Consider the following 19293-nt stretch of genomic DNA (forward strand, 5'->3'; position numbering starts at 1 on the left):
AGCGCCCGATTAAGACCAGTCGCCGTACAGATCGACGCGGCGGTCCCGCCATGTCGTAACCGAGCCTGCGGCCCGAACGTCGTGCAGCAACCCGACGTTCACGTCCGCGACGACGAGCATGTCGTCGTTGATAACGCCTTCGGTCATGATGCCCGCCGGCGGAAACGGAATGTCGTTCGGCGAGATGACGGCCGCCTGCCCGTAATTCGCGCGCATGAAATCGACCTTCCGCAGCGAACCTACCGTGCCGGTCGTCACGATGTATACTTGATTCTCCACGGCTCTGGCATGGCAGCAATACCGCACGCGATAGAAACCGTGCCGGTCGTCGGTGCAGGACGGACAGAAGATAATGTCCGCGCCCTTGGCTCTTGCCATCCGCACGATTTCCGGGAATTCGATGTCGTAGCAGGTCAGCATCGCGATCGTTCCGAACTCCGTGTCGAAGACCTGCAGTCCGTCGCCCGGCGACATGTTCCATTCCTCGCGCTCCGTCGGGGTCATATGCAGCTTCGCCTGCTTCTCCACGCGGCCGTCCGGATAGAACAAATGCGCCGTATTGTTCAGCTTGCCGTCCGCCAACGCGACGACATGCGTGCCGCCGACGATATGGACGCGATATTCCGCCGCCAACGACTGAAACAGCGCTATGTACGCATCCGTAAACTCCGGCAGCTTATCGATGGTCAGCGCGGCGCCGGCCTCGTCCCCGATCGAGAGCAATTGCGTCGTGAAAAATTCCGGAAACAATATCGCCTGCACGCCGTACTCCGAAGCGTTCCTGACGTAGTGCCGCGCTTGAAAAGCGAATTGATCGAAGCTCTCGATATCGGCGAGCTTATATTGCACCGCGCATACGCGTAAACCGCTCATGGTCCTCTCCCCTTGACTGCATCGTTATTTTTTCTGCGGAAGCGCGATCGAGATCGTCGTTCCCTGCTCCGGCTTGCTGAACACGTCGATCTGGCCTTCGTGCATGTCCACGATCCGCTTCGCGATGGACAATCCGAGCCCGACGCCGCCCGTCGCTCGGCTTCTGGCCCCGTCCACCCGATAAAAGCGCTCGAACAAATACGGCATCTCGTCCTCGGGAATCCCGATGCCCTTGTCCGCCACCGCCAGACGCACGACGTTCTTGTGCATGGAGATGTTGATGTCGATCGGATCCTTGCTGTATTTAATGGCATTATCGAGCAAAATGACGAGCAATTGGCGGATTTTCTCTTTGTCCGCGCTAAGCCGCACGTCTTGCTTGCCGGTCGTGTGGACGCGGATCAGCCGCTGGAACGTCATATGCAGCATATCCGCCGTCTCGTCGGCCAGCTGCACGAGATTGAACGTCTCCAGCTTCAGCCAGTCCTCCTGCTCCGCCTGCGCCAGCTGCAGCATGGACTTCGTCAGATTTTGCAGCCGCTGCGATTCTTTGCTGATCGCCTCGATCGCCTCTTCGCGAATATTCACGTCGTCGCGGCCCCAGCCCTTCAGCATCCCCGCATAGCTGGTGATGACCGTAATCGGCGTCTTCAGTTCGTGCGAAGCGTCGGCGACGAACTGTTTCTGGCGCTCGAAGGTGCGGTCGAGCCGATCGATCATTTGGTTGAACGCCCTGGCAAGCTGCAGCAGCTCCGCGGATTGATCCCGCTGGGAAAGCTCGATTTTGCGCAGCTTCCCGCTCCGGTCGATTTCCCGCATCGTCTGCACCATATGCTGTATCGGGGAAGTCAGGCGCGACGTGAACCAATAAGTGCCGAAAATCGCAAAGAGAATCGCCCCGATGCTCGTAATCGTCAGCGCGATGACCAATACCTTCAAGTAACTGTCGAGCAGGGTGAGCTTCCGGTACAGCTCGAGCGTTCCGATGACCTCGTTGTCGTGAAAGAGCGGCACCTTCATGTACAGCACGCGCCGTCCCTCGATAAAGAACATGCCCGTGTCGTGCCGCGTGGAGAAATCCGGCTTGAGCGCAAGCAGCTCCGGGTCGGAACCCTGCGTATTGACTACCTTGCCGCTGCTGTCCACGACGCGCATCAATTCGCTGACGTTGTAATAGTCCCGCAGCAAATCGCTGTTCGCCAGCTGACTGGGATCATTGATACGGGGATCCTCGAGCAGGATGTTCACTTTATTCGTCAGGAGCTGGTCCTCGCTGCGAATGGTGATCTTGATCACGAATAGGTATACGAAAATATTGAATAAAATCAGAATAAAGATGAGCCAAAAAATGGTGAAGAACGTGAACCTTCGGCGCAGCGTCATGCATCCGGCTCCTTAAGCATGTAACCGACGCCGCGGACGGTATGAATGAGCTTGTGGCGGTAACCTTTGTCGACTTTCTGCCGCAAGTACCGGATATACACGTCGACCAGATTCGTTTCGCCGATAAAGTCGTAGCCCCACACCTCGGATAAGATATCCTCCCGGGACTTCTCCTCGTTCCGGTGCTCCGCCAAATATACGAGCAGCTCGAATTCCCGCGGCGTCAGCTCGATCGGCAAATCCTTGCGGAACACCTTGCGCGTCCGGAGCTCGATCGAGAGATCCGCGGCTCTCAGCACGTCCGGGCTCTCGGGCTCCTTGGGCTGCTGTTGGAAGATGCGAAGCAGGTTGCGCACGCGCGCGAGAAGCTCCTCCATCGCGAATGGCTTCGTTATATAGTCATTGGCGCCGTGCTCGAACCCGCTCACTTTATCCGGAATCGTGTCGCGCGCCGTAATCAGAATAATCGGAATCGAATTGCCCGCCTGCCGAATGCGCCGCAGCACTTCGATGCCGTTCAAGCCGGGCAGCATGACATCAAGCAGCAGCAGGTCCCATTCGCCGTTCATGGCCTGCTCCAATCCGCTTCTGCCTTCGGATGCGCGGCCGACGAAATAGCCCTCATGCTCCAGTTCAAGCTGGAGAATCCGCGCAATGCCGTCTTCATCCTCGATGACAAGAATGCGTTCGTTCATACTCGTTTTGCACCTACCTTGCTCTAGTCGTATTGCGGATCCCGGCGGACCCGTTCCCATAATCATAATTAAGCATGTCCGCCAATGCAAGCATGCGGCCGGCGCTCGCCTTCACGCCGGGAAGCGCGCAACCAAGCCTCGTAAACGCCGTTCGCCTCGCCCGCACGCACATCATTGTAGCACAGAATCGCCCTCTTTGGCGTTATGCCGGGGCCAAGATCGCGTTCACGACGGGCGAAAGCGCGCGTTCGAGCAGCGCGTGCCAGCGGCGGTTCGACGTCGCCCATTTGCCTGCCCACATCTGATCGGTCCATTCATCGGCATGCAGCAGCGGAATCGAACAGCTCGGCTTGGCCGGCATCGCGGCGAGCCAGGCGCCGCGCGCGCCGAATTTGCCGTCCTTGTTGGCGACCCAGTAGGTGCCTTTGCCGGCGGCTTCCCGCTCGAAGCAGATCCGCTTTGCCGCGGCCAAACGCTGAATCGTCCATTTCGACGGAAAAGGATCGGCGACGAACAGCAGGCAGTCGCAGGCCGCGAGCTCCCGCTCCATCTCCGTCGACAGCCAGCGGCTGGACACGTCGGTGACGACGACCGGCGCTTGGATGGCCTGCAGCATCAAGCGGTGCTTCAACTGCAGCTCCGCTTCCTGCGCGGCCGCGGCAGACGACGACGGATCCAATCGATACCATGCCATGTTGGCGGAAGGCGAAGTCGTGATGACGTAACGCCGGTCAGGCGAAGCCTTGCCTTGAGAATTCTGTTTCCCGGCCGCGGGCAGCAGGGCATGCCATTCCGGTTCGAGGACGGGGTGCTCGACGGCCGCGATCGCCGGGCCTCCGGGCCGCTCCAGCAAATGCGCCAGCGTGATCGCCGTGAAGGTCCCGCCTGCGCCGGGAGACAACGAGGCGACCATGACGGTTTGCCGGCGCTGCGCGGTCGGAACGCGAGATATCGGATGTCCGGCTTGCGTTCCCCTGCCGTTCTCGGCATCGCCGTACAAGCAGCCTTCGAGCGCCTTGCACGCTTCTTCCATCGATTCGTAACGCAAGGCGGGAACGGGATCGGTCATGCGTCCGATGACGGCTGCCAATGCAGGCGGCCCGCCGAGCAGCCATGAACCGTCGAGTCCGGGTTGACCGGCGGCCGCCTCGAAGCCGCCTCGGCTCTTGCTTCCGCCGGCCTTCGACGTCCCTCCCGCAAGCAGATAATGCAGCAGCGCGCCAAGCCCGAACACGTCCGTCCTCGCATCGCTCTGCCGGTCTCCTTCCTGCTCCGGCGCCGCAAATCCGGGCGTGCCCAACGTGACCGTGTCTTTCAGCTGTCCCGGCTTGAATTCGCGGGCGATTCCGAAATCGATCAGGCGCACGAAGCCGCTGCGGTCGATCATGACGTTCGTCGGCTTCAAATCCCGATGAATGATGGCCGGCTGTTGGCCGTGCAGATAGCGAAGCGCCTCTGCAAGCTGCATCCCGATTTCAATGACCCGCGACGCAGGCAGCAGCCCGCCGTGCCGTTCCATATAAGCCTGCAGCGTGATGCCGTCGATATAATCCATGACCATCAGCTCGACCGCCTCGCTGCCCGAAGGCGGAAAATAATCCACGATCAGCGGCAAATGCGGATGATTGAGCCGCATCAGCAGCCCTGCCTCCTCCGCGCTGCGCAGACCCGTTCCCACCGAGGAACGATTCACCTTCAAAGCGCGAATCTTGCCCTGCAGGCGCATATCCTCGGCCGCGTACACTTCGCCCATGCCGCCTCTGCCGATCAGGCCGTGGATGCGGTAACGACCGCCGATCACCGTTCCGCTCTCGAAAGTCACGTTATTGCCTTGTTCCATGAGTGCCAACCTCCCGCGTAACGCAAATAAAGCACCCCGAACGCGCAGACCATAGGCCTGCTAGTCCGGGATGCTTTCCCGCGCGTGTATTGGATCTGATCCACGAGCCCGATCAGTTATCTTTTCACCAAGTATAGCGTAATTTCGTCGCGATTGTGAAACAATTGTTTCGCTTTGCGCAGCTCGAACGCCGTCTCCAGCTTCGCGATGACGTCCTTGATCGTCTGCAGCGGCTTTTTGTGCATCAGCTTGACGGTGATTACCGCGGAGGCTCCCTGCCGCAGCGCATCGGTCTTCTCCAGCACCAGCTTCGCCATTTGCATCGGGCTCCAGCTCATGTCGCAGACGAGCAGATCGAACGTGTCCGGCGCAAATTGAACGTCCGAAGCGTTTTTCTTAAGCGCCGTCAAGCGCGGGTAAGCCGACAGCTTCGGATGCAGGTCCGCCGGATCGACGGACGTGACGCGGAGTCCGCGTTCGAGCAGCAGCTGCGTCCACCCCCCCGGAGCGGCGCCGATGTCGAGCGCTTCCCGGAAATTCTCCAAGTACAGCTTGAATGCCCGTTCGGCTTCCAGCAGCTTGAACTTCGCGCGCGAGATCTGACCGTCCTCGCGCTGGAACCGGACGGCGCCGCCCGGCCAGTCGGACAGCTGCTCCGCCGGTGTTCCCCAGCCGACGTACAGCTCGTCCGCGCCGGCGAAGATGGATAAGATCTGCTCGGGCGACTGCATGGTCGTTTCGGCGCCCAGCTCCATGATGACCGCATCCAGCACCGCTTTCGTATCCGCTGCCGAATACGGGAACCGCGTGCCTTCGACGCGCCTGAGATGGACGGCGGTCGAACCTCGCTCGCAGCGCGTTCGGGCGTGCCGCACCAGCTCGGACAGCGCCTGCAGATCGTCGGCGCTGCCTTGAATCGGCAGGATCCGGTCGATCGGCTGGATATGCCGCAAAAAGATCGGCTCGTTCGTCCCGAGCAGATCGAACATCTCTTCGCGGCTCAGCGGAACTTCGATCCGAAATACTTCGCCGGCGATGAGTTGCGTAAATTTAATTTCCTTTATCATTCTGCGAAGCTCTTCCATCGCAAGCGAGGCGAAGCCGTGATTCGCCGTTCCAATCCATTCCGTCACTGCGTTCTTCCTCCCGGTAATGCCCGAATCCACGGGCGGTCATCTGCCCAATGCACATCCACGGGCCAGTCGTATGCGGCGCTTAGCGATTCGGCGCTCAGCACTTCTTTCTTCGGCCCGGCCGCCGCGATTTCACCGTTTTGGACGAGCGCGACATGCGTGAACAACGGAATGATTTCTTCCATATGATGCGTCACGTAGACGATTGCCATATCGCGCCGGCCGAGGCGTCCGAGATCGATGAGCAGCTTCTCGCGCTCGTAGAGATCGAGTCCCGCGCACGGCTCGTCCATGATGAGCAGCTTCGGCTCGAGCATCAGCGCGCGGGCGAGCATCACTTTCTTCCGCTCCCCTTGCGACAGCGAACCGAGCGATTGCTCGGCCGTGTGAAGCAGCCCGACTTCCGCGAGCAGCGACAGCGCCTTCAGCCGCACGCCTTCGTCGATCTCCTGATAGAACCGGAGAAAAGCGTATTCGCCGGTCGCCACGACTTCCCATACCGGATCGCGCAAGGTCAATTTCTCCATGACCGACTGGCTGATATAGCCGATTTGTTTGCGAACCTCGCGCACGTCGCACTCGCCGTAGCGGTTGCCAAGCACGTCCACCGTGCCGGAGGTCGGAAATTCATAACCCGTCATCATCTCGAGCAGCGTCGTCTTGCCGCAGCCGTTGCGGCCGAGAATGACCCAATGCTCCCCGTCGTTCATATGTAAATTGATTCCGTTCAAGATTTGCCTTTCCCCGCGTCGGAACGTGATGTCCTTCAAGGAAATCATCGCCATTTCCCTCCCCCAATTATTACGCCTTCATCGGTCCATGATGGATGACCACTTCCGGAGGCGCATGCTGCGTCAGCAGATGAATCATGCCGATGCGTCCCGCGGCGCTCGACGTATGAAAGTAGCAGCTTCGCGGATAACGTCCGCTGTCCACGATGAACTGCACGACGGCCAAGCCGTTCGGCTGCCCCCAGCCCAGCTCGAAGTCCAGCGAAAGCACGTCCACTTCCTCGTGTTCCAACAGCAGGATGCATTCTTCAGCCGATTTCGCGAGCACGAAGCCTGGCGGACATGGCCTATAATCATCCAAATAGACGTTGATCATGCGATCAGGATCCTCCCATGCGCCGAATAAGTTCCAATTGTCCATGATGCGTGCCGTCAGTCCCCGAAGGCGTTTCCAATACGAACGGCGTGTCCGCCAGCAATGGATGCCCGAGCAGCCACGTTAATCCGGCGCCCCCGATGCAGCCTTCTCCGATGACCGCGTGCCGGTCCCGCTTCTCCCCGCACGGATAGAGGGAATCGTTCAGATGAACGGCGCTTAAGTGCCCGATTACCCCGAGTTCGATCGCCTTGTCCATCCAAGGCGCGTCCGGACGACCGTCCCAGACGCCGCTTGCGAACAGGTGGCACGTATCGAGGCAGAAGCCGATTTTGTCGTTATCCGCGCACAAGCTGCGAATCTGCGCCAGTTCTTCCATCGTCGTGCCCATGAACGTATGCTCGCCGGCTTGATTCTCGATCAGCAGTTTCGCCTTGCCGTCCCATTGGCGCGCGACCGCGCTCAGCGTCAAGACCGCGTTCCGGTAGCCTTCCAGCGGATCCGGCCCTTTGTAGACGCCGAAATGAACGACGACGCCCAGCGAGCCGCAGGCTTCGGCGATATCCAGGTCGTTGAGCAGCGACATCGCCGTCCGTTCGCGATGATCGGCATCCTCGGAGGCGATGTTCGTCGGGTACGGCGAATGGGCAATCGATACGATGCCACGCGACGCGCAATACTCCGCGCATCGGTTCGCCTCGCCGCGGTCAAACGGCTTGACTGTCAGGCTGCGCGGATTTTTGGGAAAGTATTGATAGGCTTCCGCGCCGTACGCAGCCGCCCGCTTCGCCGCCTCGCGGTAGCCGCCCCTCGTGGAAACGTGAACGCCGGCGCGCATGCTGGATCACCGGTCCTTCTGGCAGGACGGGCAATAGAACAGCTTACGCGCATTCAGCTCCGTCTGCACGATCGTGCCGCCGCACCGCGGGCAGGTCTCGCCGCCGCGGTCGTAGACGCGGCAATGGTCGTTATACCCGCCCGTCACCGTATCGTCATTGGTCAACGGAAGCTCCATGTAGCCGCCCTTGGCGACGGCATCCTTCAGCACGGCGTGCATCGCGTTATAGATTCGCTCCCAGGATTCGGATTCGATCTCGGCGAGCTTGGCGTCGGGCCGAATGCCGGCCTCGAACGCGATCTCGTCCGCATAGCAGTTGCCGATGCCCGCAATGACGCGCTGCTCGACGAAAGCCGTCTTGAGCGACCCGCGTTTTCCTTTGAAGCGCGCCTTGAAGCCCTCCAGCGTCAGTCGGCTGTCGAACGGTTCCGGACCCAGGTCGGCGAGACGGGCGAGCGCTTCTTTGACGGTGAGCAGATGGATATAGCCCAGCCGCAAGCCGATGAAGCACAGGTCCGCGTCCGGAAAACCGATCGTGACCTGCACGGAACGATCCGGCCGTTCCTGCGGCAGGCCTTCCGCCGTCGGCGCATGGGATTCATAACGAATGAGGCCGCCCAGCATGAGATGCAGGAGCAGCCGCTTGCCGTTGTCGAGGTGGAAAAGCAGCATCTTGCCCCGCCGTTCCACGAACCAAACGGTCCGGCCGATGAGCTCGCGCTCAAAGGTTTCCACCGGGACGTTGATGGACTTGGGCCTAGTGACGATGACGTTCGTAATGGGCTGGCCGGCGACGCGTTCCGCCAGCAGCCTGCGGTAATGTTCCATTTCCGGATATTCCGGCATGCTAAGACTTCCTTCCTATCGGCTCTGTCTCTGCTGTTCCAGCCGGCTTGTCAGCCACGACTGCAGGCGGTACAAATCTTCGAAGACCTCGTTGGCCTCGCAGTCCGCCGACGACAGCAGCGCTTTATAATTGTCGGCTGTTGCCAGCCCGGTTAATACCAAGGCCGAGGGACAACCTACGGCTTTTCCCGCCGCGATGTCGGTTGCCGGGTTATCGCCAACGACCCAAGTCTCGGCTGGCGCCAAACCCAACCGCTTCAGGGCAAAATGCATCTGAATCGCGGACGGCTTGCCGATCACGATCGGCTGGACGCCCGAAGCCGCCCGCAGCATGGCCGAAATCGATCCCGCGCCGGGGATCAGCCCATGCTCCGAAGGCAGCAGCAGGTCGGGATTCGTCAATATGTATTGCGCCCCGCCGCGAATATGCTTGACGGCAGCCGCCGCCTTCTCGTAGGTCAGCGCCCGGTCGATGCCCTGCACGACCAGCTCCGGTTCGTCGTCCGTCAGACGAAGGCCGGCTTCCCGCAGCGCGGCGAGCAGTCCGGACTCGCCCACCGCATGCACGCTGGCGCCCGGCTGACGTTCCGCGATGTATGCGGCCGCCGCCTGCGCGGACGTGCACACATCCGACGGCTCCGCCGGAATGCCCATGCCGTTCAGCCGCTCCGCCACGGTATCGGGCGAAGCGGACGAATTGTTCGTGACGAACAAATACCGTATCTCTTCCCTGCGCAGCAGCCGGATGAATTCATCCGCGCCGGGAATCATGTTGCCCCCGTGATACAGCGTGCCGTCCAAATCGATTAACAACCCCCGAAGGCGTGTCGCGCCGAGTCCCATGCCGTTCACCCCTTCGATCTTTTCAAGCGCAAGCGGTCGATCCGCTTGCGAATCAAGTCAAGCTCGGTTCTGCGCTTGCCTTGCGGCCGCAGACCGCCATGGCGGCCATCCGCCAGCTCGAAAGCCCGTTCCGCCAGCAGCAGCGCTCGCTCCAGCTCTTTGGTCTTATGTTCGTAATACATCGCAAGCGCGATATGCGCATCATAGTTCGGCCATACCGCATCCTCCGACGCGCGCACAGCCTTCTGCCACAATAACACAGCGCGGTTCCAATTTCCACATTTCTTGTCGCGTTCCGCAAGCAGGCACATCGTTTTGGCGGATGCGCCCGAATGCTCGGCGAATCGGGCATACAGCGGCTCGGCAAGCTCCGCCTTCCCCATGCGTTCGAGCCACAATCCCGTGCGAAGGAGCTCTTCGGCTTCATTCGGCACGGGAACGAGGGTTCCTACGCCGCCGCCAAGGAAATGGCCGAAACGGATCGCAAGCGCGGCGAGCGAGAGCATGTCGGTCTCGTTATGCTTAAAAACGCCGAGCAGCGGCTCCGGATTCCCGTCCGTAAGGTATTGAAAGTAGATCGCAGGCGCAAGCGATCCCGGCACGTCGTCGCTTCGCATGATGCCGAGCCGTTCCTCCTCCACATGGCTGAGCTTGCAGGAAACAAGGGTATTTCGCCATATCGACCGCGAAGGATGGAGCAAATCGATGTGCACCGGCTCCCATTCAAACGTTCGAAAGCCGTGCAAAACGAACCGATTGTACAGAACCGGCCAATCGAACGTCCGGCCGTTGTACGTCACGAGATGCGTGAAGCTCGGCAGCATGGCGCACAAATAACCGATCATCGCCCGCTCTTCGGCCGGATGGCGAATCAGCATCTGCTCGACGACGAATGCCTCCTCCTGCAGATAGGCCAACCCGACCATGAAGGGCACGTTGCCCGCGCCGACGCCGAGTCCCGTCGTCTCCAGATCGAGGAAAAGCAGGTTCGCGCCGTCGGGATCGACGCTGCCTGCTTGGTCGAAGGCGCCCAATGCCCGCTGAACGACCGGCAATTCGGCGAGCTGATGCACCCCATGGCGATGCGCGAGCGGATATCGGCTTTCCCTGACGAGAAACTCCCCTTCCGTGGACGCGACGACGCGGACGCCTATCTCGCCCCATTCCGGCGGCAATTCGTGCTCGTTATCCGCATCTACGGCGTTGTATACGGACGCTTCGCCTGCGCGATGTGCCTTCTCCGGAGCCGCAGCGGAACAAGCGGTACTCCTCGTGCCTAACTCGAGCTCGGCGGCATCGGCAGTCCGAGCCATCGCTCCGGCTTCGTCTTCCGCGCCGGCTTGCGGATCGTGCTCGTGCTCATGTGCCGGCACGTTGCTCTGGGCGTATTCGTCCCGTACCGCAGCTTCCGCCGGTCGTTCCACCATGCCCGCCATCCGCTCCGCCTGCGCGGCCTGCGAGCTGCGCAACCGGAGCAGCCGGTCTCTCAGCCCGCTCATGACGGCTCTCCCTCTTCTTCGATGACCGCTTGCGTGGACGGGTTAAGAGCCCGTTCATTCGTTACATTGGATCCGAAACCATTCATCTTATAACCCCTCCAATAGCTGAAGGCTCTTCTGCTTCGCGTTCATGCCTTCGATCTCCGAACTGATGCACGACGGGCAGCCGTCCTCGCACGGGCATTTCCGAATCAAGTCGATCGCGGCGGCTTTGACCTCGTCGAATCGTTTGTACACGTCGTCGGCAAGCCCGATACCGCCCGGGTAATGGTCGTAAATGAAGATCGTGGGCAGCCCGGTATGGTCGGCTTTGATTTGCGACACGACATGAACGTCGCTGCGATCGCACATGACGAGCACCGGCACGATATGGTTGAACACGTTCGCGATGCCAAGCAGCAGCTGTTCCAGCGTCTTCGTCCCCAGCTGCGGGTCGGCTTCGCTAATTTCCAGCCAGGCCGCGCTCGTGTGCAGCTCTTGCTCCGGGAGATGGATCGGACTCGAGCCGATATTTTCCCCCGTCGATAAACGGATTTTTTTGTAAATGGTCGGAATTGCGGTTACGCTGACATCGCCATAACGGATCGTTCCCATCTTCCGGGCGCTGGTCCTGTCGATCTCGAGCACTTTCGTATGTACGGCCAGGTTCGCATCCGTGTAGTACTCGACGTCCACTTCGCGCACGTACGCCTTCCGATGGTCCCAATCCAGCTTCTCGACTTGGAATTGGACGCCCTGGTGCAAATAAATCGCTTCGTCGTGCAGCAGCGTCATCGCGCTGAACCGGTCCATCTCCCCGATGATCTTCACGTCGCCCGTAACGGATTGGTCGATGATGACGACGTTCTCCTGGGAGGCGGACCGCAAACTGACGTTGCTTGCCGGGAAGGCCAGATTCGCCCAATAGTACGTATCCTTGTTGCGGTTCAGCACCCGTTCCTCCACCAAGTATTCCATGATGTCCTTCACGTCCAGCGGTCCGAACGCTTCCGTTTCCTTGAACGGCAGCTCGTAAGCCGCGCATTTCAAATGATCGACGAGAATGAGCAGGTTTTCCGGGTTGATCCGCGCGTACTCCGGGGTGCGATCGAAAAAGTAGTCGGGATTTTGAACGATGTATTGGTCGATCGGCGTCGAGCCGGCAACCATGACGATCAGCGCTTCGCCGTGCCTGCGTCCTGCCCGCCCCGCCTGCTGCCACGTACTGGCGATGCTTCCGGGGTAGCCGGTCATGATGCACACCTGCAATTGCCCGATATCGACGCCGAGCTCGAGCGCGTTCGTGCTGACGACGCCGAGAATGTCGCCGTCCCGAAGCCCCTTCTCGATCTCGCGCCGCTGCTTCGGCAGATAGCCTCCCCGGTAGCCGCGAATCGATTTCGAGCCCAATTCGTTGCGAACGAGCTCTTGAATATGGCTTAAGATCAGCTCCACGCGCACCCGGCTGCGGGCGAATACGATCGTTTGGATCTTGTTTCGCAGAAAATCGCGCGCCAGCCGGTTGACCTCGACGGTCGCGCTTTTCCGGATGTTGAGCGGCTGATTGACGATCGGCGGGTTATAGAAGACGAAATGCTTTCGGCCGCGCGGCGCGCCGTTATCGTCGATCAAGCGCATCGGATTGCCCGTCAGCCGCTCGGCCAGCTCCTTCGGATTCGCGATCGTCGCCGACGTGCAGATGAAGACGGGATCGCTGCCGTAGAATTTGCAGATGCGCTTCAGACGGCGAATGACGTTCGCGACATGGCTGCCGAAAACTCCGCGGTAAGTATGCAGCTCGTCGACGACGATGAATTTCAAATTCTCGAACAAGCTCACCCATTTGGTATGATGCGGCAAAATCGCCGAATGGAGCATGTCCGGGTTCGTGATGACGATGTGGCCCGCTTTGCGCACGGCCTGCCGGATCGTCGGCGACGTGTCGCCGTCGTAGGTGTAGCTTTTGATATCGACGCCCATCTCGGCGATGATCTCGTTCAATTCGCTTTTCTGGTCTTGGGCCAGCGCTTTCGTCGGGAAGATGTAGAGCGCGCGGCTCGTCTCGTCCGTCGCGATGGCCTGCAGCACAGGCAAGTTGTAGCACATCGTCTTGCCGGACGCGGTAGGCGTGACGGCGACGATATTTTCGCCTTTGTTTACCGCTTCGTACGCGGAATGCTGATGCGTATACAGCTCTTGGATGCCTCGCCGGACCAACGCGTCCCGAATGCGGTCATCCACGCTGTCGGGGATCGGTCTCGCTTTCGCTTCTTGCGGTTCTATTTCATGCCAGTTGATGACATTGTCGTTGTCGCGCAATTCTTCGATCAGTTCTGGCAACGTTTTCCTGTTCAGCATGAAGGGCTCACCTCTTTATATGCACCATTTTAGCGAATATCTGTTCGCTTGACTAGGGAGAAGTAGAATCAGGTATGAATCGACGGATTCGAAGCGCCTAGACAGGTCGAGCAGATGACCGATTTGGCAAATAAATGCCGTTCTCGGCAGCCGGCGCCTGCCGGAAAGGCAAAAGGCACTCGGGAGGGCCGACCTGCCGGAAAACGCGAAAAAGCCCTCGGAAGGGCCGAAGCATGCGGCAGCGTTGAACAACTATTCAACGGATGCCGGTCAAGTTCCAGCAAACCTTCCAAGGGCTTTAAATTAGAATCTGCTTTATGCAATGGCTATGATCACACGAAAGGCGGCTGCCATGATTTCTTGTTCCAGCCGATGTGTTCGCTGAGCACGTTCATGTTGCGGTCCAGCGTGACGGCCGCGCTGAACGGCATGCCGTGGTGATGCCAGAACCGGACGTCGCTCCACGTCACCAGGTACCCGTCGACCTTCTCCTGCACTTTCACGTGGATGCGGTTCGAGAAATGGTGGAACGCGCGCACGCCGTCGGCGCCCATCGTCGCTTTCGCCGCGTCCGCGAGGTTTTCCGGCTTCGCTTTCGAGAGGCAGGCGACCTCGTTCACCCGGCCGTTCCGGTAGTAACCGGTCAGATATTCGTCGCCAAGGTCAGCCACGAACTGCCAGGATGCGCCGAGCAGCGTCGGGAGCATCGTGATCCGCGTGTCTTCCAGTTGGTATTTCGCGCTTAGCTTGCCGATGACGCTTCGGTACACCGCGAGCCGCCAGGCCAGATAAACGGCAGTTAACCCGTAGACGAGCCGGAATACGAGCACGGCATGCGGGTAGCCGAACAGCCATAGCATAGCCGCCGTCCCGTGCGCCGCGAACAGATACGGATCGAATAGGCTAAGCACGTCGAGGTGCAGCCATTTTTGCGTGAACGGCCTTAAGCATTGCACGCCGTACGCGTTGAACAAGTCCAGGACGATATGAAAACAAACCGCGATCAAGGTCCACAGGACGACGGTCCCGCTCCATGCTTGCGCTCCGAACAACCACGCGATGGGCAGTCCGAGCAGCGGAGCCCATAGAAACGGCGCGGGCAGAGAATGCGTCAAGCCCCGGTGATGCCTAATGTACGCGGAAGGCCCGCGCAGCCGCATGACGGAGTCGAAATCCGGAGCGTGGCTGCCGATCAACGTCGCCGCGAGCACGGCATGCTGCAGCTCCGGATGAGCCGCAACGACGGGATTCGCAATGGCCAAGCCTGCAAGCGTAACGCCAAACAAGAGATGACTTCCGGTATCCATGCATCATCGTCCCTTCGTCTGCTGTATCGTCGTCGGTCTTCGGCAACATCGTATCAGCGGACTGTCAAGGGAGCGTTTGCGAATTTTTACGAATTTGTAAGGGGCGGCCTCGGGATGAGAATATCGGTCATCTCGACGGCGGGCTCGATCTCCGCGAAAATGTCCTTCACCCCGTTCGCCAGCTCCGCCACGGCCTCGTCGTCGTATCGGGAGCTGAAGTGCGTGACCACCAGCCGTTTCGCTCCGGCATCCCGGGCGATCTCGGCGGCTTGCGTGAACGTCGAGTGGCCGTAGGCGGCCGCCTTCTCCTCGAGTCCACCGGCAAACGTGGCCTCGTGCACGAGCAGATCGGCGTTCATGGCAAGCCTTACCGCATTGTCGCAGGGTCGCGTATCGCCGAGAATCGTCACGACGCGGCCCGGCTGCGGGGTTCCGGCGACGTCCGAAGCGGCGATGCTGCGGCCGCATTCCAGCGTAATATCCTCCCCGCGCTTCAGCTTGCCGTAGAGCGGCCCTGCCGGCACGCCCAGCTCGCCGAGCCGCTTCAGATTCAATGGCCCCGGCTGCGGGCGTTCCGTGATCCTGTAGCCGAAGCAAGGCAAGCGATGCTGCAGCTCGGCCGCTTCGACGACGTAACGGTCGTCCGCGACAACCTCGCCTTCGGCGATCTCGACGACGTTCAATTCATAGCCCAAATGAACCCCGGTCAGCTCGAAGATACCGGCCAAATACCGGCGCAGCCCGGACGGACCGTAAATGGTCAGCGGACCCGCGCCTTCGAAATACCCGCGGCTGCTGAGCAAGCCGGGCAAGCCGTAAATATGATCGCCATGCAGATGCGTGACGAAGATCCGTTCCAGCTTGTTCAATTTGAAACGGCTGCCGAGCATGCGGTGCTGCGTGCCCTCTCCGACGTCGAACAACCAGAAGCCGCATTGCGGCTCCGGCAGCGACAGGGCGATCGACGTGACGTTGCGCGTTCGGGTCGGCCTCCCCGCGCTGGTACCGAGAAACGTTAGCTGCAAGCTGTTCCCTCCATTTCTTCCGCCATTACCCATTCTTATAAAATACCCTCCGGAAGGCAGGGTTCATACCATGCTCCGGAGGGTACGCCGTCATTCGGCTTATACTTTCTCGACGTTAAAATATTGCGCTTCGGGATGCGCGAAGACCATCGCGGATACGGACGCCTCCGGCTCCATCATAAAACCTTCCGTCAGCTGCACGCCGATGTCCTCGGGACGCATGAGCTCGAACAGCGGTTCCTGGTCTTCCAGGTTCGGACACGCCGGGTAGCCGAACGATACGCGAATGCCTTGATAACGCGCGCCGTGGCGCTGCTTCATCGTCATCTCCGGCGGATCCGGGAAGCCCCACGTGTCGCGCATCAGGTGGTGAACGCGCTCGGCCATTGCTTCCGCGACCTCGAGCGCCACCGATTGCAGCGCATGGGAACGCAGATAATCGCCGTTATCCTTCAGCTCGCTCGCTTTCTCGCGCACGCCCTCGCCGGCCGTGACGACGAGGAAGCCGACATAATCCATGACGCCGCTCTCCACGGACTTGAGGAAATCCGCCAGGCACAGGTACGGCTCCACCTGCTGCCTCGGGAACGTGAAGCGCTTGATCTCCACGCCCGGCTGCTGCGGATCGTACACGATGATGTCGTTGCCCGAGGACTGCGCCGGGAAGAAACGGTACATCCCATGCGCCTGAAGCAGCCCTTTCGCCGCCTCGTCCAGCAAGGTGTCGACCGTCTCCTTCAGATTGACCGCCTTCTCGTTGCCTTCCTTGAGCAGTTGATCGACGTTGCCCTTGAGGCCAAGGTGATGACCGAGCAGCATCTGCATGTTGACGTAAGGCACGATATGCGGGATCGGCACGTTACGCAGGACATGGCGCTCCAGATCCGGCGGGATATAGACCGGCGCATCCGGCGAAATGGTCGATTTCACCGCGCGGGTCAATTCCGGCAGCGGCTTCTTCACTTCTTCTTCCAGGCCGCCGGATGCCTTGAACGCCGCCATTTCATCCTCGTAGATCCGGCGCTGATCGGTATTCATAAGCTTGTTCGCGATATCCAATCCGTCCATCGCGTCCTTGGCGTACAGCACGAGGCCGTCGTATTCCGGGCCGATCCGCGTCTTGGTGAATTTCCGCGTCAGCGCCGCGCCGCCGACCAGAATCGGCGCATCGATGCCGGCATTGCGCAAATCCTGCGCCGTCACGACCATCTGCTGCGCCGACTTGACGAGCAGGCCGGACAGACCGATCGCGTCGACCGGCTCCTTGCGATAGGCTTCGATCAGCTGCTCGGGCGGAACCTTGATGCCGAGGTTGATGATCTTGTACCCGTTGTTCGACAGGATGATCTCGACCAGATTCTTGCCGATATCGTGCACGTCGCCCTTGACGGTCGCGAGGATGATCTTCCCTTTGACCGCGGATTCCGTCTTCTCCATATGCGGCTCGAGGTAGGTGACGGAGGCCTTCATGACCTCGGCGCTCTGCAGCACTTCCGCGACGATCAGCTCGTTGTTGTTGAACAGCCGGCCGACCTCTTCCATGCCCCGCATGAGCGCGCCGTTGATGATGTCGAGCGGCGGGTACTTCGCCATGGCAAGGTCAAGATCCGGATAGAGTCCTTCCTTCGTGCCTTCCACGACGTAGGAAGCGAGCCGCTCCTCCAGCGTCAACGTCGAGATCTTCTCCTTCTTCACGACCTTCTTCTCGCGGAAGGCGGCCACGAAAGCGGCGAGCGTATCGTCGTTCGTATTGTAGATCAGTTCTTCCGCCAAGCGGCGTTCTTCTTCCGGAATCGACGCGTACCGCTCCAGCTTCTCCGTATTGACGATCGCGTAGTCGAGGCCGGCCTTGGTCGTGTGATACAGGTAGACCGAGTTCAGCACCTCGCGGCCCGCGTCCGGCAGACCGAACGAGATGTTGCTTAGGCCGAGAATCGTCTTGGCCCGCGGGTATTTGGCTTTGATCATCTTGATCCCTTCGATCGTCTCCACGGCGGAGCCGATGTACTGCGGATCGCCGGAGCCGACCGGGAACATGTTCGGATCGAAAATGATGTCCTCCGGCTGCATGCCGTACTTCCCCGTGAGGAGCTCGTACGAACGCGTGGCCACTTCCATCTTGGCTTCGCGCGAGACCGCTTGTCCGCGCTCGTCGATCAGGATGCACACGACCGCCGCGCCGTAGCGGTGGATGAGCGGGAGAATCTTCTCGAACTTCGTTTCGCCGTCCTCCAGGTTGATGGAGTTGATGATCGCTTTGCCTTGCGAGTATTTGAGCCCCAGCTCGATGATGTGGTCGTAAGTCGAATCGAGCATGAGCGGCACCTTGATTTTCTTCACGACTTCCGGCAGAAACCGGTGCACCGCGTAGGACTCGTCGATGTCGGTGTCTTGCAGGTTGATGTCGATGACATGCGCGCCGCCCTTCACCTGGGCGCGGGCGATCTCCGATGCCTCGTCGAATTTCTCTTCCTTGATCAGGCGCTTGAATTTGCGCGAGCCGGAAATGTTGGTCCGTTCCCCGATCATGATCGGCCGGTTATCCTCTTCGATGAACACCGTCTCGATTCCGGACACCGCCGGCGGATGATCGCCGTACTGCCTCCGCGGCGCATAGTCAGCCAGCGTCTCGGCCAGCGCGCGAATATGGTCGGGTGTCGTTCCGCAGCAGCCGCCGGCGATGTTCAGCCAGCCGTGCTCGGCGAAATCCGCGATCTTCTTCGCCAGCGACGCCGGCGACTCGTGATAGTTTCCGTTCTCGTCCGGGAGACCTGCATTGGGGTAGCAGCTGACCGCGGTACGCGCGATTTCGGAGAGCGACCGGATGTGGTCGCGCATGAATTCCGGACCGGTGGCGCAGTTCAAGCCGATGGAAATCGGGTTCATATGCTCAAGCGAGATATAGAACGATTCGATGTTTTGGCCGGCCAGCGTCGTGCCCATCGGCTCGATCGTGCCGGAAATCATCAACGGCAGCGCGGTGCCGGTCGCCTCGTAGGCTTTGTGAATGCCGATCGTGCCGGCCTTGACGTTCAACGTATCCTGCGACGTCTCCAGCAGCATCGCGTCCACGCCGCCTTCGATCAAGGCCAAGGCTTGTTCATAATAGTCGTCCACCAGTTGGTCGAACGTCACGCCGCCCGTGACGGACAACGTCTTGGTCGTCGGTCCGAGCGCGCCCGCTACGAATCGCGGCTTGTCCGGCGTCGAATATTTATCCGCCGCCTCGCGCGCGAGCTTCGCCGCGGCCAGGTTGATCTCCCGCGCTTTCTCCGGAATGTCGTATTCCGCCAGCACGACGCCTGTCGCGCCAAATGTATTCGTCTCGAGAATATCCGCGCCCGCGGCCAAATATTCCTCATGGATGTCGCGGATGACATCCGGACGGGTCAGCACGAGCATCTCGTTGCAGCCCTCCAGCTCTTCGCCGCCGAAGTCGGCCGGACCCAGATCGCGCTGCTGAATCATCGTGCCCATCGCGCCGTCCAGAATGAGGATGCGTTTCGCCAGCATGTCCTGTATCGTCGGTTTCGTCATTGATGCACTTCCCTTCCGAAGCTGCCGCTC

Annotated in this window: 15 protein-coding genes; all 15 read right to left on the bottom strand. The window is 60.3% G+C overall.

The window, feature by feature from the left end; genetic code table 11:
• Positions 1-9: 9 nt before the first annotated feature.
• Positions 10-873 carry a carbon-nitrogen hydrolase family protein gene (locus GT019_RS06255; protein ID WP_161741947.1) on the bottom strand — a complete coding sequence of 288 codons (864 nt, stop codon included), beginning with the start codon at positions 871-873 and terminating at the stop codon, positions 10-12.
• A gap of 24 nt (positions 874-897) precedes the next feature.
• Positions 898-2256 carry a HAMP domain-containing sensor histidine kinase gene (locus tag GT019_RS06260; protein ID WP_161741949.1) on the bottom strand — a complete coding sequence of 453 codons (1359 nt, stop codon included), beginning with the start codon at positions 2254-2256 and terminating at the stop codon, positions 898-900.
• Positions 2253-2951 carry a response regulator transcription factor gene (locus GT019_RS06265; RefSeq protein ID WP_161741951.1) on the bottom strand — a complete coding sequence of 233 codons (699 nt, stop codon included), beginning with the start codon at positions 2949-2951 and terminating at the stop codon, positions 2253-2255. Before GT019_RS06265 ends, GT019_RS06260 begins: the two co-directional genes overlap by 4 nt.
• Before the next feature lie 202 nt (positions 2952-3153).
• The gene (locus GT019_RS06270; protein ID WP_161741952.1) at positions 3154-4791 is read right to left on the bottom strand and encodes a serine/threonine protein kinase; all 1638 of its coding nucleotides are present in this window, start codon (positions 4789-4791) and stop codon (positions 3154-3156) included.
• A 116-nt stretch (positions 4792-4907) separates the two neighbouring features.
• On the bottom strand, positions 4908-5924 hold the full coding sequence (locus tag GT019_RS06275; protein ID WP_328803915.1) for an SAM-dependent methyltransferase: 1017 nt from the start codon (positions 5922-5924) through the stop codon (positions 4908-4910).
• Entirely contained in the window at positions 5921-6703 is a 783-nt protein-coding gene (locus GT019_RS06280) for an ABC transporter ATP-binding protein (RefSeq protein ID WP_161741954.1), read from the bottom strand. The genes GT019_RS06275 and GT019_RS06280 overlap by 4 nt, the downstream gene beginning before the upstream one ends.
• A 22-nt stretch (positions 6704-6725) precedes the next feature.
• Positions 6726-7031 (bottom strand): cyclic-phosphate processing receiver domain-containing protein, encoded by a 306-nt coding sequence (locus GT019_RS06285; protein WP_161741956.1) that lies wholly within the window; start codon positions 7029-7031, stop codon positions 6726-6728.
• A gap of 4 nt (positions 7032-7035) precedes the next feature.
• On the bottom strand, positions 7036-7869 hold the full coding sequence (locus tag GT019_RS06290; RefSeq protein ID WP_161741958.1) for a deoxyribonuclease IV: 834 nt from the start codon (positions 7867-7869) through the stop codon (positions 7036-7038).
• A gap of 6 nt (positions 7870-7875) precedes the next feature.
• Positions 7876-8715, bottom strand: a complete 840-nt coding sequence (locus GT019_RS06295) for an Fpg/Nei family DNA glycosylase (RefSeq protein ID WP_161741960.1) — start codon at positions 8713-8715, stop codon at positions 7876-7878.
• A 15-nt stretch (positions 8716-8730) separates the two neighbouring features.
• A complete protein-coding gene (locus GT019_RS06300; RefSeq protein WP_161741962.1) occupies positions 8731-9558 on the bottom strand; it encodes a TIGR01457 family HAD-type hydrolase in 828 nt (275 codons plus the stop codon).
• A gap of 5 nt (positions 9559-9563) precedes the next feature.
• The gene (locus tag GT019_RS06305) at positions 9564-11057 is read right to left on the bottom strand and encodes a ribonuclease H-like domain-containing protein (RefSeq protein ID WP_161741964.1); all 1494 of its coding nucleotides are present in this window, start codon (positions 11055-11057) and stop codon (positions 9564-9566) included.
• An 87-nt stretch (positions 11058-11144) separates the two neighbouring features.
• Positions 11145-13394: a DEAD/DEAH box helicase gene (locus GT019_RS06310; RefSeq protein ID WP_407945062.1), complete on the bottom strand. Its 2250-nt coding sequence runs from the start codon at positions 13392-13394 to the stop codon at positions 11145-11147.
• 332 nt (positions 13395-13726) lie between these two features.
• Entirely contained in the window at positions 13727-14701 is a 975-nt protein-coding gene (locus GT019_RS06315; RefSeq protein WP_161741966.1) for a metal-dependent hydrolase, read from the bottom strand.
• Between the two features lie 86 nt (positions 14702-14787).
• Positions 14788-15726 (bottom strand): ribonuclease Z, encoded by a 939-nt coding sequence (rnz, locus tag GT019_RS06320; RefSeq protein WP_161741968.1) that lies wholly within the window; start codon positions 15724-15726, stop codon positions 14788-14790.
• Positions 15727-15825: 99 nt separating this feature from the next.
• The gene (gene metH / locus GT019_RS06325) at positions 15826-19263 is read right to left on the bottom strand and encodes a methionine synthase (protein WP_161741970.1); all 3438 of its coding nucleotides are present in this window, start codon (positions 19261-19263) and stop codon (positions 15826-15828) included.
• Between the last annotated feature and the right edge of the window lie 30 nt (positions 19264-19293).

The sequence above is a fragment of the Paenibacillus glycinis genome, assembly GCF_009909185.1.
Taxonomy (GTDB): domain Bacteria; phylum Bacillota; class Bacilli; order Paenibacillales; family Paenibacillaceae; genus Paenibacillus_Z; species Paenibacillus_Z glycinis.

Coding starts and splice junctions, on each gene's coding strand:
- GT019_RS06255 (WP_161741947.1), bottom strand. CDS start 873: ATGAGCGGTTTACGCGTATGCGCGGTGCAATATAAGCTCGCCGATATC.
- GT019_RS06260 (WP_161741949.1), bottom strand. CDS start 2,256: ATGACGCTGCGCCGAAGGTTCACGTTCTTCACCATTTTTTGGCTCATC.
- GT019_RS06265 (WP_161741951.1), bottom strand. CDS start 2,951: ATGAACGAACGCATTCTTGTCATCGAGGATGAAGACGGCATTGCGCGG.
- GT019_RS06270 (WP_161741952.1), bottom strand. CDS start 4,791: ATGGAACAAGGCAATAACGTGACTTTCGAGAGCGGAACGGTGATCGGC.
- GT019_RS06280 (WP_161741954.1), bottom strand. CDS start 6,703: ATGATTTCCTTGAAGGACATCACGTTCCGACGCGGGGAAAGGCAAATC.
- GT019_RS06285 (WP_161741956.1), bottom strand. CDS start 7,031: ATGATCAACGTCTATTTGGATGATTATAGGCCATGTCCGCCAGGCTTC.
- GT019_RS06290 (WP_161741958.1), bottom strand. CDS start 7,869: ATGCGCGCCGGCGTTCACGTTTCCACGAGGGGCGGCTACCGCGAGGCG.
- GT019_RS06295 (WP_161741960.1), bottom strand. CDS start 8,715: ATGCCGGAATATCCGGAAATGGAACATTACCGCAGGCTGCTGGCGGAA.
- GT019_RS06300 (WP_161741962.1), bottom strand. CDS start 9,558: ATGGGACTCGGCGCGACACGCCTTCGGGGGTTGTTAATCGATTTGGAC.
- GT019_RS06305 (WP_161741964.1), bottom strand. CDS start 11,057: ATGAGCGGGCTGAGAGACCGGCTGCTCCGGTTGCGCAGCTCGCAGGCC.
- GT019_RS06310 (WP_407945062.1), bottom strand. CDS start 13,394: ATGCTGAACAGGAAAACGTTGCCAGAACTGATCGAAGAATTGCGCGAC.
- GT019_RS06315 (WP_161741966.1), bottom strand. CDS start 14,701: ATGGATACCGGAAGTCATCTCTTGTTTGGCGTTACGCTTGCAGGCTTG.
- metH (WP_161741970.1), bottom strand. CDS start 19,263: ATGACGAAACCGACGATACAGGACATGCTGGCGAAACGCATCCTCATT.